Source organism: Streptomyces sp. NPDC005492, assembly GCF_040605995.1.
In the GTDB taxonomy this organism is placed as follows: domain Bacteria; phylum Actinomycetota; class Actinomycetes; order Streptomycetales; family Streptomycetaceae; genus Streptomyces.
This window is the reverse complement of sequence record NZ_JBEXDX010000007.1, coordinates 72008-87462: the sequence shown is the minus strand read 5'-3', so window position 1 is coordinate 87462 and position 15455 is coordinate 72008. Positions and strand designations below refer to the sequence as shown.

Sequence of the window (15455 nt, the reverse complement as noted above, 5' to 3'; positions counted from 1 at the left end):
TCTGAACGCACGTGCGTCCACAACAACTTGACGTCTCCTCAGGCACCACTGGCGCGGCGGGAAAACTATGACCGCCACTGACTCGTGTCAACGATCCGAACAGAAATCGGGTGCGAGTCGTCAAGAACCGAAGGAGTGGGCTGGGTGGGACCACCCCGGTGGGGTGGCCCCACCGGTTCAGCGCAGGGCCGGGACGAGACCGGTGACGGTGTCCACCACGCCCGCCACGACCGTCACCAGCGGCTGAACGGCCTCGGCGGCCGGGGCGGCAGGCTCGGGTGCGGGCACGGGATCGGCGCAGCAGGCGACCTGGGCGGCGCGCGGCGTGTACTGCGGCGCCTCGCTCTGCTGTGGAGGGTCCGCGGAAGGCGGCGGTGCTACGTCACTCCGGGGCGTGCCCTCGGGCGGCGCGGGCGCCTGCGGTGTGCCGCTTCCCGGTACGCCGTTCCCTCCCCCGACCTCTTCCGTTCCGGCCGGTGCGCTCTGCTTCGCCTGTCCGTCGGCGGCGGATTCGAGCGCCCAGCGCTGCCCGGCGGACCCGTCCCGGTCCTTCGCCACGAGCCGCGCCCCGGCCTTTCCGTTGACGGGCGTGACGGCCAGGCCCTGGCTCCAGCGGAGGAGGAGTTCGCCGCGGACCGTCAGGTCGTAGTGCACCTCGCCCGCGTGCACCAGGCATCCGGCCAGGGTGACCGTGCCCGCGGTGGTGTCGGAGTCGAGGCAGAGCCCGGGGTCGGCGAGGCTGCGCAGCAGGCCGTCCTGGTCGTACGACCACTGCTGGGACCCGGCGGACGAGCAGCCCGCCAGGGCGACGGCTGCGCCGACCTCCAGGCGGTCGCCCGGAACGTCGAGGCACAGACCGGAGGCCAGGCTTCGCAGGACGCCCTGCTGGACGACTCCCGCACCGGCGGCCGAGGCGGAGCCGTCGGAGGAGGGTGCGGCGACGGGGCTCGGACGGGTCGAACTGCTGCTGGGCGCACCCCAGGTGGCCTGAGGATCGGGTGTCCCGCCGCCCTCGGTCCACCCCTTGGTGACGAGCACGGTCGCGAGCAGGGCGAGGGAGGTCAGACCCACGCCCACGAGCGCGGCCTTGGGGTGCCTGCGCGGAAAGGCGAGGGGCCCGTCCGGCGTGGGGCGGTGGCGGCCCATCGGGCGGCGGGCGCGGCGGGCGGAGGTCCCGGGCAGCGCGCGGCCGGGCCGTGAGTCGAGATAGCGGCGGGCGCCCCAGCCGAGGACGGTCTCGGCGAGCAGCACTTCGAGGCCGCCGTCGAAATGACTCAGTTGTTCCGCCGCGAATCGGCAGTAGCGGCATGTCATGAGATGCCGTTGCACATCGGGCAACAGACTGCCGCCGCGCCGGATGGGGACATCGAGGAGCCGGTTGTAGTGACGGCATTCCGGGGTCGGCGCGAGTTCCCGGTGGGCACGCACACACCCCGCCCTGAATTGTTCACGCGCCTGCTCCAGCGCGGCACTCGCGGTGACCTCTTCCACGCCCAGCAGACCGGCCGGTACGGATATGGGTTCGGCCTCGACCTCGATGTGCCACAGCAGGCATTGGGAGGCGCCGGGCAGCGCCCCGAAAGCGCGCTCGGCGAGCTTCCGCCTTTCGGAGGTCCCGGGCCGCGCCGCGCGCAGTCCTCGGCCGCCGGTGGGTTTACGAAGTTCCGGCAGCAGCGCGGAAATTCGCTCCTCGGCGGCCCAGGTCTTCACCATCTCCCGCACCGCCACGAGGAGTTGGGGCCGCAGCGCGCCGCTTGTCGCCCGGCCACCCAGCACCTGGTGGAAGGCGGCGGTCGCCACCATGGATGCCGAACTCTCGGCGGAGGCAAGGCAGATGACCGCATATTCACTTGCGGCCCGCCAGTGACGCGCGAGCAGCAGGGCGACGGCGCGGGAGCCCTCCGCCTTGTCGTTCAGCAGTGCCACCAGATTGCGGTCCGACTCCCCCGGGCTGGATCCGGGGCGGGGCGGGAACGGCGGGCGTGGGGGGTACGGGGATTGCACGGAACCATTTCCTTCCAAGCCGCACGACGGCGCACGGAATGCCCGTCCATCGGAAAGCAGGTACTTGATTGGTGCGTACCTATGAGGCGCCAGAAGCATCTCTGACCATTGCCTTCTCACAGCCGGCCTCACGAGGTGGCTCACACTCGCACAAGCCGCTGACAGGAAACAAGGAGTTCGGATGACCGATGTTCAAAAAGGTTCGAATTCAGATTGGTTACCGGCGGTATCCACAGACGTCTCCACGAAATCTCCAACTCCCCCGCAAACTAAGGGAGGCGCACAGGGAACTCCGAAGTTTCTCCCGGGGTGCTCAAATCACCATGCGCCACCATGATCCGCATGACCGCCCCCCACTCTTCAACCACCCCCGCACCCGCTCCCGCCCCCACGGTCCGCAAGGCGGTCGTGCCCGCCGCCGGACTCGGCACGCGGTTCCTGCCCGCGACGAAGGCGACGCCGAAGGAGATGCTGCCGGTCGTCGACAAGCCCGCGATCCAGTACGTCGTCGAGGAGGCCGCGGCGGCCGGGCTCGATGACATCCTGATGGTCACCGGCCGGCACAAGCGGGCCATCGAGGACCACTTCGACCACGCCTTCGAACTGGAACAGGCCCTGGCCGCCAAGGGCGACACCGTACGCCTGGACGCCGTACGCGATCCCGCGCGTCTCGCCGACATCCACCACATCCGCCAGGGCGACCCGCTCGGCCTCGGCCACGCGGTGCTGTGCGCCCGCCACCACGTCGGCGAGCAGCCCTTCGCCGTCCTCCTGGGCGACGACCTGATCGACCCGCGCGAGACCCTGCTCAGCCGGATGCTGGAGGTCCGCGAGCGGTACGCCGGCAGCGTGGTCGCCCTCATGGAAGTACCCGCGGAACAGGTCCACTTGTACGGCTGCGCGGCCGTCGAGCCGACCGCGGAGGACGGTGTCGTACGGGTCACCGGCCTGGTTGAGAAGCCGTCCCGCGAGGATGCGCCGAGCCGCTACGCCGTCATCGGCCGCTATGTCCTGGACCCCGCGATCTTCCCCACTCTGGAGCGCACCCCGCCCGGCCGCGGCGGCGAGATCCAACTGACCGACGCCCTGCAGGAGTTGGCCGCCGACGGCACGGTGCACGGGGTCGTCTTCGACGGCCTGCGCTACGACACCGGCGACAAGGCCGACTATCTGCGCACGGTGGTCCGCCTGGCCTGCGACCGCCCCGACCTCGGGCCCGAATTCACCGCGTGGCTCAAGGAGTTCGTGGCGGGACTGGAGAACGGCGCGAGCGAGCGCGGTCGGATCGCGGCCTGAACTCCCCACGCACCAGGGCCCGGTGACGTCGTGGACGACGACCGGGCCTCTTGCATCGAGGCTTCGAAGCTCAGCCGTTCGGCCTCAGGGTCCAGGTGACCGTCATCTCGCCCGTGACGGCGCCGTCCGCGCGCTGGATGGCGACGGTGACCGGGAACTCGGGGCGCTCGCCCGCGTCGAGTTCGGCGACGACGTCGGCGGCGGGGCGGCCGAGGGTCGCGGTGGCCCGGACCGGGCCCAGGGCGATCTTCTTGAACGCGATCTCGGCGTTGACCGGGAGCGGCACGGCCCGGGCGAGCTGGTCGCCGAAGGCGGCGAGGACGACCGCGCCACTGGCGGACTCGCCGAGGGTGAACATGGCGCCGGCATGCGGCCCGCCGACGTGGTTGCGGTACTCGTCCTGGTCCGGCAGGGCCACCACGGCCTGCTCCGGACTGGTCTCCAGGTACTCCAGGTTCAGGGTCCGAACCATCGGCACCGTGGCGGCGAGCAACTCACCTATGGACATCTGATCTGCGCTCATGAGCAGCATGTTACCCACGGGTAGCCAAGTCTGGCCAGATGTGTGCGGCCGCACACACCATGCGGCCACCGAGTTGGCCGTTGATTGGCCACAGAGTTGGTACGACCCTGACAAGGGGCGGTGACCCCACCGTGTCCCGCGCCGCACTAGGGTTACTGCCCATGTGGCCAGGACAGCAGCCGCCCGGGGGCGAGCAGAACCCGCAGAACAACCCGTACCAGCAGCCGGGGTACCAGCAGCCGAATCCGTATCAGCAGCCCGGCTTCCAGCAGCCCAACCCCTATGGGCAGCAACCGCAGTGGGGCGCTCCGGGCCCGGCCGGCGGGCCGAAGCCGCCGCAGGGCGGGGGTGGCGGAAACCGGACCAAGCTGGTCGCGATCATCGCCGCGACGGCCGTCGTCGTGGCCGCCGGTGTGACCGGATACCTGGTCCTCGGCGGCAAGGACGACACGGCGGACAGCGGCAAGGACAAGGCGAGCCGGTCGCCGTCGGCGTCCGCCGACCCGAGTGCCTCCTCCTCGGGTTCGGACGACAACCCGCGCGGCGACGAGACCGAGACGCCGACGATCGCGGGCTGGAAGGTCGTCGTGAACCAGAAGTACGGCACCGCCTTCGACGTTCCCGCCGAGTGGGAGGTCGGCAAGCCGGGCACCTTCACCTTCTTCGAGGACGAGCAGAAGGGCGACGGCTCCCCGTACATCGGCTTCTCGGCGCCCGCCTATCTGAAGCAGGACTGGTGCTCGTCCGACGACAACAAGGACGGCACCGAGGAGACCTCGTCGCTGGCGTCCAGCGGCACCAAGGGCGAGGACGGCGCGAAGGACACCGCGAGCACGGCCCGCGGCGACGCGGCGACGTTCGCGTTCGGCGGGTACACGGACCAGAAGGACTCGTCCAAGAAGTACCTGAAGATCGGCGCGGCGAAGCCCTACACGACGAAGTCGGGTGTCACGGGCAGCGTCGCCAGCTCCTACACGACCGGCGTGCCGAAGTCCGGCAAATGCTCCACCGACGGCAAGGCGACCACGTTCGCCTTCAAGAACTCGGCGGGCGATTTCGTCTCCTGGACGCTGTACGGCGCGAAGGGCGTCAGCGAGGAGATCCCCGACGCGACGGTGCAGAAGATCCTCAGCACCGTACGACTGCACGGCGACCCGACGGGCAGCACGAGCTGACGACGTGACCGTTTGGCCGGATTCTGGCGGCAAAGCGTTTGGCGGGGTTTGGCCCGGGCGGGGATAGTCGGCCGGTGAACGTCACCGCCATACCCCGCAGCTCACGCCGACCCGACTGGGCGGGCCGCAACTACACCCTGCTGACCGCCGCCGCGGTGGCCACCGGCCTCGGCGGGAACGGCGCGCTGATCGCCGCCGCATTCGCCGTGCTGGAGACGGGCGGCGACAGCGGTGACGTGGGTCTGGTGGCCGCCTCGCGCACGCTGCCGCTGGTGTTGTTCCTGCTGATCGGCGGCGCGATCTCGGACCGGGTGCCGCGCCACCGTGTGATGGTGGCGGCCAACGCACTCAGTTGTGTCTCGCAGGCGGCCTTCGCGGTGCTCGTCCTCACCGGCGAACCCCGGCTGTGGCAGATGATGCTGCTGACCGCGCTCGGCGGCACCGGGCAGGCGTTCTTCGGGCCGGCGGCCGAGGGCATGCTGATGTCCACGGTGCGCGGGGAGCAGGCGGGCCGGGCGTTCGCCGTGTTCCGGATGGCGATGCAGGGCGCGTCCCTGGGCGGCGCGGCCCTCGGCGGCGCGCTGGTCGCGGCGGTCGGTCCCGGCTGGGTGCTCGCGGTCGACGCGGCGGCGTTCGCGGTCGCCGGGGCACTGCGCTCCTTCCTCGACGTCAGCCACATCCCGCCGCGCGCGCCGGGCGGCGGGATGGTCGCCGATCTCCGGGACGGCTGGCGGGAGTTCATCGGCCGGCCCTGGCTGTGGTCCATCGTCGTCGCGTTCTCCATCGCCAACGCGGTCGTCGGCGCTGCGGACGCGGTCTACGGCCCGCTCGTCGCCCGGGACAGCCTCGGCGGCGCGGGTCCCTGGGGCCTGGCCCTGGCCGCGTTCGGCGCGGGCACGGTGGCCGGCGCCCTCCTGATGACCCGCTGGAAACCCCGCCGCCTCCTCCTCGCGGGCACCCTCGGCGTCTTCCCCCTGGCCCTCCCGTCCGCCGCGCTAGCGATACCCGTACCGGTCGGCGTCCTCTTCGTGGTGATGTTCGTCGCGGGCGCCACGGTGGAGGTCTTCGGGGTGAGCTGGATGACCGCGCTCCACCAGGAGATCCCCGAGGACAAACTCTCCCGCATCTCCGCCTACGACTGGTTCGGCTCGATCGCCCTGATGCCCGTCGCCGCGGCGGCAGCCGGCCCCACCGAGTCCGCCTTCGGCCGCACGGCGTCCCTGTGGGGCTGCGCGGCCCTGGTCACCCTGGTCACCGCGGCGGTGCTGTGCGTACCGGAGGTACGGAACCTGCGGCGGCGCACGGGGGTGATGCCGGAGCCGGCGAGTGGCTCGGCCGGTGCGGAACGTTCCGTAGGGGGCCGGGGTGAAGGGGGCGCGGACCGCCGATGAACTGCCCAGGCACAAGGGCCTGTTCAGGCGTCCCACGCCGCGAGTGGCTCGGCCGATCCCGAAGGGCCCGTAGGAGAGCCCGGGGGGAGGGGGGACGGTGGTCCCGCGCCGCCGATGAACTCCCGAGAGACGAGCACCTGTTCAAGCGCCCCACGCCGCGAGTGGCTCCGCGATCGCCCCCCACCAGGAGAGCCTCCGGGGGGCAAGCAGGTCACGCACCCCCGACGAACTCCCCAGGCACGAGCGCCCGTTCAGCAGGCTGCGCCACAAATCGGCTCAATCGATCCCGACACCCCGCAGGAGAGCCGGGGCGAACAGGTCACGCGCCACCGACGAACTCCCCAGACGCGAGCGCACGTTCAAGCACGCCGCGCCGCGAGTCGACTCAACCGATGCCGAACACCTCGCAGCCGAGCCAGGATGAACAGGGCACGCCCCGACCACGAACTTCCCCGGCGCGAGCCCCCGTTCAAGCACCCCGCCCCGCGAATCGGCCCAACCGATCCCGGACACCTCGCAGCCGAGCCAGGATGAACAGGGCACGCCCCGACCACGAACTCCCCCGGCACGAGCCCCCGTTCAAGCACCCCGCCCCGCGAATCGGCCCAACCGATCCCGAACACTGTGCAGGAGAACGAGGGTGAATAGAGGGCGCCCCGTCCACGAACTCCCCCGGCACAAGCGGCCGTTCAAGCACCCCGCGCCACGAATGGACTCAGCCGCTGCCAAACACCCCGCGGGAGAGCCAGGGTGAACAGGGCACGGGCCGCCCACGAACTCCCCCGACACAAGCCCCCGTTCAAGCACCCCGCCCCGCGAATCGACTCAACCGATCCCGAACGCCCCGTCCGGTGGCACGGGTGACGGCACGGCGTCCTCATCCCGGACCGGTCGCGCGTCGCCGATGAAGTCTCTTAGCGCGGGCCCGTGTTCGAGTCGTGCCGGGAAGGCGTCCGAGGCGATGAGGCGGGTCAGGGCGGTGGTGTCGACCGGGTGGTGTGCGGCGATGAGCACCGCGTTGCCGAAGCGGCGTCCTCGCAGGACGCCCGGTTCCGCGATGAGTGCCAGCTCCTCGAACACCGTGCCGAACGTGGCGAGTTGGGCCCGCAGGAACGCGAAGGGCGCGGCGTCCGGGAGATTGGCGAGGTAGACGCCGTCGGCGCGCAGCACACGCTCGGCCTCCCCGGCGTACGTCACGGAGGTCAGGTGCGCCGGGACCCGTGAGCCGCCGAAGACATCGCCGACGATCACGTCGGCCGAACCGTCCGGCGCCGCCTCCAGCCAGGCGCGGGCGTCGGCGCCGTGGACGGTGACACCGGCGCCGCCGGGCAGTGGCAGGTGCTCGGTGACCAGGGCCAGCAGACCCCGGTCGGCCTCTACGACGTCCTGCCGCGAACCGGGCCGGGTCGCCGTCAGATAGCGGGGCAGGGTGAGTGCTCCGCCGCCCAGGTGCAGCACGTCCAGCGGGCGCCCCGGTTCCGCGAGGGTGTCCAGCACATGCCCGAGCCGCCGCGCGTACTCGAACTCCAGATGCGTCGGCGCGTCCAGGTCCACGTACGACTGCGGCGCCCCGTCGACGGTCAGCAGCCAAGCCCGCGCCCGGTCCACGTCGGGCATGAGTTTGGCGGTCCCGTGATCAACGTCCCGGGTCACGGGTATCGGCTCGTCCACAGGTCCATTGTGCCGGGGTGGCGACTGGTGCGGCGCGGCGCGCGAAGGCGCCCGCCCCCGAAGGGACGGGCACCCACCCCGCTCAGCCGACCTCCGTCACCGTCCCCGCCCCGACCGTGCGCCCGCCCTCGCGGATCGCGAAGCCGAGCCCGGGCTCCAGCGGGACCTCGCGGCCCAGTTCGACCGTCATCGTGACGGTGTCGCCGGGGCGCGCGACCGCCGTCCCGCCGAGGTCGATGTCGCCGACGACGTCCGCGGTGCGGATGTAGAACTGCGGCCGGTAACCGGTCGACACCGCTGTCGTACGACCGCCCTCGCGGGCCGACAGCACATACACCTGGGCCGAGAAGCGGCGGCTCGGTACGACACTGCCGGGCGCCGCGACGATGTGCCCGCGCCGCACGGCGTCACGTGGCACCCCGCGCAGCAGCAGCGCCACGCTGTCGCCGGCCTGCGCCTCCGCCATGGGCTTGCCGAAGGTCTCCAGGCCGGTGACCACCGACTCCACGGCGGCGCCGAGCACTTCGACCCGGTCGCCCACCCGGACCGTGCCCCGCTCGACCGCGCCCGTGACGACCGTTCCGCGCCCGGTGATGGTGAGCACGTTCTCGACCGGTAGCAGGAACGGCGCGTCCAGATACCGCTCGGGCATGGGCACATAGGTGTCCACGGCGTCGAGCAGCGCGTCGATCGACGCCGTCCAACGGGGGTCCCCCTCAAGGGCCTTGAGGCCGGACACCCGTACGACGGGTACGGCGTCGCCGCCGTAGCCGTTCGCGGTGAGCAGTTCGCGGACCTCCAGCTCCACCAGGTCGGTGAGTTCGTCGTCGCCCGCGTCCGCCTTGTTGAGCGCGACCACGATGTGGTCGACGCCCACCTGCCGGGCGAGCAGCACGTGTTCGGCGGTCTGCGGCATGATCCCGTCGAGCGCGGAGACGACGAGGATCGCCCCGTCGAGCTGCGCGGCCCCGGTGACCATGTTCTTGACGTAGTCGGCGTGGCCGGGCATGTCGACGTGGGCGTAGTGCCGGGTGTCGGTCTCGTACTCGACGTGCGCGATGTTGATGGTGATGCCGCGCGCGGCCTCCTCCGGCGCCCGGTCGATACGGTCGAACGGTACGAAGGTGGACGCCCCGCGCTCGGCGAGGACCTTGGTGATGGCGGCGGTCAGGGTGGTCTTGCCGTGGTCGACATGGCCCATCGTGCCGATGTTCAGATGCGGTTTCGTGCGGACGTATGCCGTCTTGGACATGGCGGTACCTCGAAGCCTGGTGAAGTGGAATGCGGGGACCCCGAGGACTCACCGACCCTCCCCCTGCGGGGTCCGCCGGACGATCCGGAGAGGGTCAGCTTCGGGCGCCGTCGACTGCGACGAGGAGAACAGGCACGGGAACGGCAGCCTTCTGAGCATCCGCGACCGCGGACGCTGCGAGGTGGAAGGCGTACCGGAACATGAGGCCGATCATTGCCGACGCTTTGCCCTACGTCGAACGATTTATCAGCACACGGAAGTTCAGGGCCCGATGTTCTTCAGGGCCCGATGTTCTTCAGGGCCTCGCGTACCGACAGCGGCGCGAACCGGCCCCTCTCCCTCGCCAGGAAGCCGCGTACCGCCTCCGGGTCCGTCTTGGCGTACTCGCGCAGGCACCAGCCGATGGCCTTGCGGATGAAGAAGTCGGGGTGTCCGGACTGGCGCAGGCAGTACACGAAGAGGCGCTCGGTATCGGTGCGCTCCTTGTACCGCAGTTGGTGGAGCAGGGCCGTACGCGCGACCCACAGATCCTCGTCGACGATCCACACGTCCATGTCGGTCTTCAGCTTCGGATCGGCGGCGACCAAGCCTCCCACTACGTGGGAGGCGAGTGCGTCGACGGTGTCCCACCAAGGGACCGTCGAGACGAGGTGGCGGGCGACCGACAGGAAGCCGGACGTGCAGTGCGTCACGTGGCGGCGCAGGTAGTCCACCGCGAAGTACTGGTACTCGCGCTCCGGCAACGCCCAGCAGCGCAGGGCGATCGCGGTGCAGTCGGCCTCGTCCGGACGGGGTGTGCCCGCGAGGACCGTGCGGGACAGGGCACGGCGCACGGGTGTGGTGAGGCCCAGGTAGGGCGCCACGTCCTTCATGTACGCCCGCATGAGCGCCGCGCGCTCCGGGTCGGCCGCGGATGCGTACGTGGCGGTCAGCCGCTCCAGCACGGTGTCGGCGAGAACACTGGCCGGAACGCTGGCCGTAACACTGGCTGGCACCTCCGGCCCGCCCGCACCTGTGACGTTCATGAGACGAACCATACGGCGATCACATACACAGGTCGGTTAGTGTCGCCGACATGCTCGCCGATGCCACCACCCGCTCTGGGGGCACCGCCACGGCCTCTCCCCCGGCCCTGGCCACGGAGCTCGCCGTCGCCGTCCCCGCGGCCGCGCCCCTGGTGCCTGTCGCCCCGACCGGCTTCACCACGCGCTGCACGAGAGCCCTGCTCTCGCCGTGGTCGCGGCTGTCGCTACTCCTTGTCCTGCTCGCCGGGGCGGCGTCGACCGTGCTGCTGTTCCACCCACAGCGCCTGCTCTCCGACGGCTGGCCACCCCAACTCGGCGGTGTCGCGGCCGCGTTGGTCTTCGCCGGGGCATACGGACTGTGCAGTGTGGCGTTCGTACCGCGCCCGCTGCTGAACCTCGCGGCGGGCGCGCTGTTCGGCTCCCAGCTCGGCACCGGCGCGGCGCTGGCGGGCACGGTGCTCGGCGCCGGCATCTCCTTCGGCCTGGGCCGTGTGCTGGGCCAGGACGCGCTGCGCCCGCTGCTGCGGGGCCGGTGGCTGAAGGCCGCGGACGGCCAGCTCAGCCGGCACGGCTTCCGTTCGATGATGGCGGCGCGGCTCTTCCCCGGTCTGCCGTTCTGGGGCGTGAACTACTGCGCCGCCGTCTCCCGTATGCGCTGGACGCCGTTCCTGCTCGCGACGGCCCTCGGGTCGCTCCCGAACACCGCCGCGTACGTCGTCGCCGGGGCCCGCGCCTCCAGTCCCACCTCGCCGGCCTTCCTGATCGCGATGGCCTGCATCACGCTGCCGGCCCTCGGCGGCGCGGTGGTGGCCTGGCGCAAGCGCCACCACCTGCGCGCCCGCTGACGCGCCGACCAGCTGGTCAGGGCCCGCTGGTCAGACGGCTTCCAGGACCATCGCGTTGGCGAGGCCACCCGCCTCGCACATCGTCTGCAACCCGTAGCGCGCCCCGCGGTCCCGCATCGCGTGCACGAGCGTGGTCGTCAGACGGGTACCGCTCGCCCCGAGCGGGTGGCCGATCGCGATGGCCCCGCCGTGCACGTTGACCTTCGCGAGATCGGCGCCCGTCTCCTGTTGCCAGGCCAGAACCACGCTGGAGAACGCCTCGTTGACCTCGAACAGGTCGATGTCGTCCAGGCTGAGCGACGCCCGGCGCAGCACCTTCTCCGTGGCCGGGATGACACCGGTGAGCATGAGGAGCGGGTCGGAACCGGTCACGGCGAAGCTGTGCAGCCGGGCGAGCGGACGCAGTCCGAGACGGGCCGCGGTCTCGCCGGACGTGATGAGGACCGCGGAGGCACCGTCGTTGATCGGGCTGGAGTTGCCGGCGGTGATGTTCCACTCGATCTGCGGGAAGCGTTCGGCGTACGTGGGGTCGTAGAAGGCGGGCTTCAGGCCGGCCAGGACGTCGGTGGTGCTGCCGGGCCGTACGCACTCGTCGCGCGAAACACCCACCAGGGGCGCCACCTGGGCGTCGAACAGGCCCGCGTCCCAGGCGGCCGCCGCCTTGTGGTGCGAGGACACCGCGAAGGCGTCCAACTGGTCGCGCGTCATCGACCACTTCGCGGCGATGAGTTCGGCGCTGATGCCCTGCGGGACGAGGCCCTCCGGGTAGCGCCCGGCGACTCCGGGGCCGAACGGGTCCGTGCCGGGCAGCACGCTCGACCCCATCGGCACGCGCCCCATGGACTCCACTCCACAGGCCACGACCAGGTCGTACGCCCCCGAGATCACGCCCTGCGCCGCGAAGTGCACGGCTTGCTGCGAGGACCCGCACTGGCGGTCCACCGTGGTCGCGGGCACCGACTCCGGGAAGCCCGCCGACAGCACGGCCTGCCGGGTGATGTTGACGGCCTGCTCACCGACCTGGGTGACCGTGCCACCGATGACGTCGTCGACGAGCGCCGGGTCGACGCCGGTGCGCTCGACGACGCTGCGAAGGGTGTGCGCGAGAAGTTCGACGGGGTGGACCTGGGCGAGGGAGCCCTTCGGCTTGCCCTTGCCTACGGGCGTGCGTACGGCTTCGACGATCACTGCGTCACGCATGGTGTGGGCCTCCGTGATAGCTGCTTGCCTAGCTGCACTACCGGTAAGTAGGAAATCCAAACTCACCCTAGTCCCGCCAGTTGGAAAATCAAACCCACTCCTGAATCAGCCCTAGACTGGGCGATATGGCCGCCCCCAAAGACCCGCGCCCCTGCTCGATCGCCGACGCCCTCGCACTCGTCGGTGAGAAGTACTCCCTGCTCGTCCTACGGGAGGTGTGCCTGGGCAATCGCCGCTTCGACCAACTGGTCCGCAACATCGGTGCCCCGCGCGATGTTCTCGCCGCCCGGCTGCGCCGCCTCGTCGACGCCGGGATCCTCACCCGGCGGACCTACAGCGAGCACCCGCAGCGCTTCGAGTACCGGCCCACGGAGGCGGGGCTCGACCTGGAGCCGGTCCTGATGACCCTCATGGCATGGGGCGACCGTCATCTCCGGAAAGACTCGCTCGACCGCCCCATGGTGATCGAGCACATCTGCGGCCACGAACTGGTCCCGGCCGTCACCTGCACCGCGTGCGGCACCCCGGTCCGACACGAGGACCTGACGGCCCACCCGCAGGCCCCCGGCTGGACCGTGGCGGGTCCCACGGCCGCGGGGTCTCGGTCGGTTCCCTCGTAGACGGCCGAGTCACCTCGTGCTCGATCACCCCGTGCTCGAATCACCCCGTGCTCGAATCACCCCGTGCTCGAATCACCCCGTGCTCTGCCAACCCGTGTTCACCACGGCCGCGCCGCAAGGTACTTGGCGATCTCCTCCCGCTCCCACGCCCCGTCTGCGACGACGACCCGGTAGCGCCGGGTGAGGGTGTCGCCGGGGGCCAGTTCCAGCTCGTCGTGGAAGGCGAAGGAGGCGGCGATCCCCGCGAACGGCTCGTTGCGTACGAACCAGTGGGCGGGGTGGGTGCCGTGCTCGCCGGAGTGGTCGTTCTCGGGGGCGTGCGCGAAGACGATCGTGGCGTGTCCGTCGGTGCCGTCGTGTTCGCCGGAGAGCGCGAGCCAGGGGCTCTGGGTGCCCATCAGCTCGGGGCCCTCGCCGTCGGGGCCGATGATCCGGCCGTCCCGGAAGGCACGCGGGCCGCGCCAGAACAGGCCCGTATAGCCCGCCGCCTCGCGCCCCGCGGTGGTCGGGCTGCCGAAGATCAGGGGCTCGTCACGTCGATTCGTCACGGCGCTCGTCCAGGTCAGCGCCCAGGCACCGGAGTCCCTGTCGACGTCATGCACCTCGATCCGGCGCCGCTCCTCGGCCCAGAGTTCGCCGCTGTACGGGTGCCAGGTCAGCCGTTCGGCGATGACGAGGCGCTGATCGCCCGAATCGTCGTGGAGGTCGATCTCGTCGAAGGCGACATGGGCCATCGACCCGACCCGCTCAGGGAGTTCGAGATATCCCTCACCGTGAACGTATGTGTTGCCGCCCCACAGGTTCGAGCCCGACAGATGCGAGGCGGTGAACTGCAGCCCCTTGTGCCAGCGGTGGTCGTTGGGCCGGTAGTCGGTGACGACGTCTCCGGCCAGCGTCCTGATCGGGTGGAGGTACGGCTTCGGCGCCTCCCAGGCCGCCTCGGGCCGGTACACGTAGCTGAACAGCTCGACGCCGGTGGCCGGTTCGGTCACCGTGATGCGGTCGCCGTGGGCGTGGACGATACGCAGGCCGGTCACGCCGACACCTCCTCGCGCGCGGCGGGCGCCCAGCCGGGGGCGCCGCCGTGCAGCGCCGTGTAATAGGGGTCGCCGGGCCCGATCTCGCCGGCCCGTACGGTCGTGTCGGTGAACGCCGACTTGTAGAGCGCGGTGATCAGTTCCAGGCTGGTGCGCCCGTCGGCGCCGCTGCTGCGCGGCCGCTCGCCGGCCCGCATGCTGACGACCAGTTCACGCAGTTGCTCCAGATGCGAACTCGGCACGTCCGGCCCGAAGTCCTGCCAGGCCGCGGCATCCTCCCCCGAGACGTCCGGGGCCGGCGTGATGCGCCAGTTCTCGTTGCTGTGCCCGTACAGGTGGGTGAGTTCGACGGTGGCACGCTCGCAGTCGATGCGGATGCGGCTGACCTCGTCCGGGCTCAGGACGCTGTTCACGACGGTGGCCAGCGCGCCGTTCTCGAAGCGGACCAGGGCGGTCGAGACGTCCTCGGTCTCCACGTCGTGGACCAGCCGCCCCGCCATGGCCTTCACCTCGCTCCACGGCCCGAGCAGATCGAGCAGGAGGTCCATCTGGTGGATGCCGTGTCCCATGGCGGGACCGCCGCCCTCGGTCGCCCAGCGACCGCGCCAGGGCACGGCGTAGTAAGCGGTGTCGCGGTACCAGGTGGTCTGGCAGTGCGCCACCAGCGGCCGGCCCATGGCCCGCTCGGCGAGCAGCCGGCGCACGTGCCGGGTGCCCGAGCCGAAGCGGTGCTGGAACACGATCGAGGCGTACGGCCCGCCCGCCGTGCTCTCTCCCACCGTGCTCTCTCCCGCCGTGCCCTCTCCCGCCGTGCCCTCTTCGTCCGTGCCCTCTTCGTCCTCGACGGCGTCGAAGTCGGCCAGCGTCGGCATCGGCGGCTTCTCGCACCACACCCAGGCACCGGCCCGCAGCGCGGCGACGGTCTGCGCGCGGTGCAGGGTGGGCGGGGTGCAGATGGTGACGAGGTCGGGCCGCTGTTCCCGGAGCATCTGGTCCAGGTCGGTGTAGGCGTGCGGGATGCCGGTCTCGGCGCAGAAGGATTCGGCCGCGGTGGCATCGATGTCAACGGCGGCGACGACCTCGGTCTCGCCCTCCTCGGCGAGCCGGGCGAGCGCGGGGAAGTGGGAGCCGCGACCGATCGCGCCGGCGCCGACCACAGCGGCCCTGATGCGGCGGCCGGTGAGCGGCGGCAAGGGCTGGAACGCCCCAGGGGTGGTGGCGGGTGTGGACATGGCCGTGATCAGCACTCCTCCGGAGACAGCGAGCGCATCCAGCAAGCGCTTTCCTCCGCTGCAACGTATGCGCCGCCCCCGCAGCAGGTCAACACCATGATTCCGGAGTGGCCCGGCCGCCCGTGAAACCCCTGTGTCCCGACTGTCACACCGGGACGCTACGCTGCCCCTCATGCACACCCGA

General features: G+C 71.1%; 13 protein-coding genes. 5 read left to right on the top strand and 8 right to left on the bottom strand.

Translation table 11 applies throughout. From position 1 onward, the window contains the following. Nucleotides 1-177: 177 nt before the first annotated feature. Nucleotides 178-2004, bottom strand: coding sequence for an RICIN domain-containing protein (locus ABZT04_RS12370; protein ID WP_356055877.1), 1827 nt, complete (start codon nucleotides 2002-2004; stop codon nucleotides 178-180). A gap of 342 nt (nucleotides 2005-2346) precedes the next feature. Here ABZT04_RS12370 and galU point away from each other — a divergent pair, with 342 nt between their 5' ends. Continuing rightward, nucleotides 2347-3300: a UTP--glucose-1-phosphate uridylyltransferase GalU gene (gene galU / locus ABZT04_RS12365; protein WP_356055875.1), complete on the top strand. Its 954-nt coding sequence runs from the start codon at nucleotides 2347-2349 to the stop codon at nucleotides 3298-3300. A gap of 70 nt (nucleotides 3301-3370) precedes the next feature. Here the strand turns inward: galU and ABZT04_RS12360 are convergent, their stop codons facing one another. Further along, nucleotides 3371-3808: a DUF4442 domain-containing protein gene (locus tag ABZT04_RS12360; RefSeq protein ID WP_356056179.1), complete on the bottom strand. Its 438-nt coding sequence runs from the start codon at nucleotides 3806-3808 to the stop codon at nucleotides 3371-3373. 176 nt (nucleotides 3809-3984) lie between these two features. Between ABZT04_RS12360 and ABZT04_RS12355 the strand changes: the two genes are divergently transcribed. Further along, nucleotides 3985-4998 (top strand): hypothetical protein, encoded by a 1014-nt coding sequence (locus ABZT04_RS12355; RefSeq protein WP_356055873.1) that lies wholly within the window; start codon nucleotides 3985-3987, stop codon nucleotides 4996-4998. A 74-nt stretch (nucleotides 4999-5072) separates the two neighbouring features. Then, nucleotides 5073-6389: an MFS transporter gene (locus ABZT04_RS12350; protein WP_356055871.1), complete on the top strand. Its 1317-nt coding sequence runs from the start codon at nucleotides 5073-5075 to the stop codon at nucleotides 6387-6389. 825 nt (nucleotides 6390-7214) lie between these two features. On the opposite strand, the gene ABZT04_RS12345 is transcribed toward ABZT04_RS12350, so the two are convergent. From ABZT04_RS12345 to ABZT04_RS12335, 3 genes are all read right to left on the bottom strand, one after another. Beyond that, nucleotides 7215-8060 (bottom strand): fused MFS/spermidine synthase, encoded by an 846-nt coding sequence (locus ABZT04_RS12345; protein WP_356055868.1) that lies wholly within the window; start codon nucleotides 8058-8060, stop codon nucleotides 7215-7217. 82 nt (nucleotides 8061-8142) lie between these two features. Beyond that, nucleotides 8143-9312: an elongation factor Tu gene (gene tuf, locus ABZT04_RS12340; RefSeq protein ID WP_355904088.1), complete on the bottom strand. Its 1170-nt coding sequence runs from the start codon at nucleotides 9310-9312 to the stop codon at nucleotides 8143-8145. 278 nt (nucleotides 9313-9590) lie between these two features. Beyond that, a complete protein-coding gene (locus tag ABZT04_RS12335; protein WP_356055866.1) occupies nucleotides 9591-10337 on the bottom strand; it encodes a DNA alkylation repair protein in 747 nt (248 codons plus the stop codon). A gap of 50 nt (nucleotides 10338-10387) precedes the next feature. Here ABZT04_RS12335 and ABZT04_RS12330 point away from each other — a divergent pair, with 50 nt between their 5' ends. After that, the gene (locus ABZT04_RS12330; RefSeq protein WP_356055864.1) at nucleotides 10388-11182 is read left to right on the top strand and encodes a TVP38/TMEM64 family protein; all 795 of its coding nucleotides are present in this window, start codon (nucleotides 10388-10390) and stop codon (nucleotides 11180-11182) included. Nucleotides 11183-11212: 30 nt separating this feature from the next. Here ABZT04_RS12330 and ABZT04_RS12325 read toward each other — a convergent pair whose 3' ends face one another. Next, nucleotides 11213-12382: a thiolase family protein gene (locus ABZT04_RS12325; protein WP_356055862.1), complete on the bottom strand. Its 1170-nt coding sequence runs from the start codon at nucleotides 12380-12382 to the stop codon at nucleotides 11213-11215. Between the two features lie 125 nt (nucleotides 12383-12507). On the opposite strand from ABZT04_RS12325, the gene ABZT04_RS12320 reads away from it, so the two are divergent. Further along, a complete protein-coding gene (locus tag ABZT04_RS12320; RefSeq protein WP_356055860.1) occupies nucleotides 12508-13002 on the top strand; it encodes a helix-turn-helix domain-containing protein in 495 nt (164 codons plus the stop codon). 98 nt (nucleotides 13003-13100) lie between these two features. Here ABZT04_RS12320 and ABZT04_RS12315 read toward each other — a convergent pair whose 3' ends face one another. Together ABZT04_RS12315 and ABZT04_RS12310 are read right to left on the bottom strand one after the other, a co-directional pair. Next, nucleotides 13101-14039: a PmoA family protein gene (locus tag ABZT04_RS12315; RefSeq protein WP_356055858.1), complete on the bottom strand. Its 939-nt coding sequence runs from the start codon at nucleotides 14037-14039 to the stop codon at nucleotides 13101-13103. Continuing rightward, nucleotides 14036-15271, bottom strand: coding sequence for a Gfo/Idh/MocA family oxidoreductase (locus tag ABZT04_RS12310; RefSeq protein ID WP_356055856.1), 1236 nt, complete (start codon nucleotides 15269-15271; stop codon nucleotides 14036-14038). Before ABZT04_RS12310 ends, ABZT04_RS12315 begins: the two co-directional genes overlap by 4 nt. Nucleotides 15272-15455 lie beyond the last annotated feature (184 nt).

Coding starts and splice junctions, on each gene's coding strand:
- galU (WP_356055875.1), top strand. CDS start 2,347: ATGACCGCCCCCCACTCTTCAACCACCCCCGCACCCGCTCCCGCCCCC.
- ABZT04_RS12360 (WP_356056179.1), bottom strand. CDS start 3,808: ATGTCCATAGGTGAGTTGCTCGCCGCCACGGTGCCGATGGTTCGGACC.
- ABZT04_RS12355 (WP_356055873.1), top strand. CDS start 3,985: ATGTGGCCAGGACAGCAGCCGCCCGGGGGCGAGCAGAACCCGCAGAAC.
- tuf (WP_355904088.1), bottom strand. CDS start 9,312: ATGTCCAAGACGGCATACGTCCGCACGAAACCGCATCTGAACATCGGC.
- ABZT04_RS12335 (WP_356055866.1), bottom strand. CDS start 10,337: ATGAACGTCACAGGTGCGGGCGGGCCGGAGGTGCCAGCCAGTGTTACG.
- ABZT04_RS12330 (WP_356055864.1), top strand. CDS start 10,388: ATGCTCGCCGATGCCACCACCCGCTCTGGGGGCACCGCCACGGCCTCT.
- ABZT04_RS12325 (WP_356055862.1), bottom strand. CDS start 12,382: ATGCGTGACGCAGTGATCGTCGAAGCCGTACGCACGCCCGTAGGCAAG.
- ABZT04_RS12320 (WP_356055860.1), top strand. CDS start 12,508: ATGGCCGCCCCCAAAGACCCGCGCCCCTGCTCGATCGCCGACGCCCTC.
- ABZT04_RS12310 (WP_356055856.1), bottom strand. CDS start 15,271: ATGTCCACACCCGCCACCACCCCTGGGGCGTTCCAGCCCTTGCCGCCG.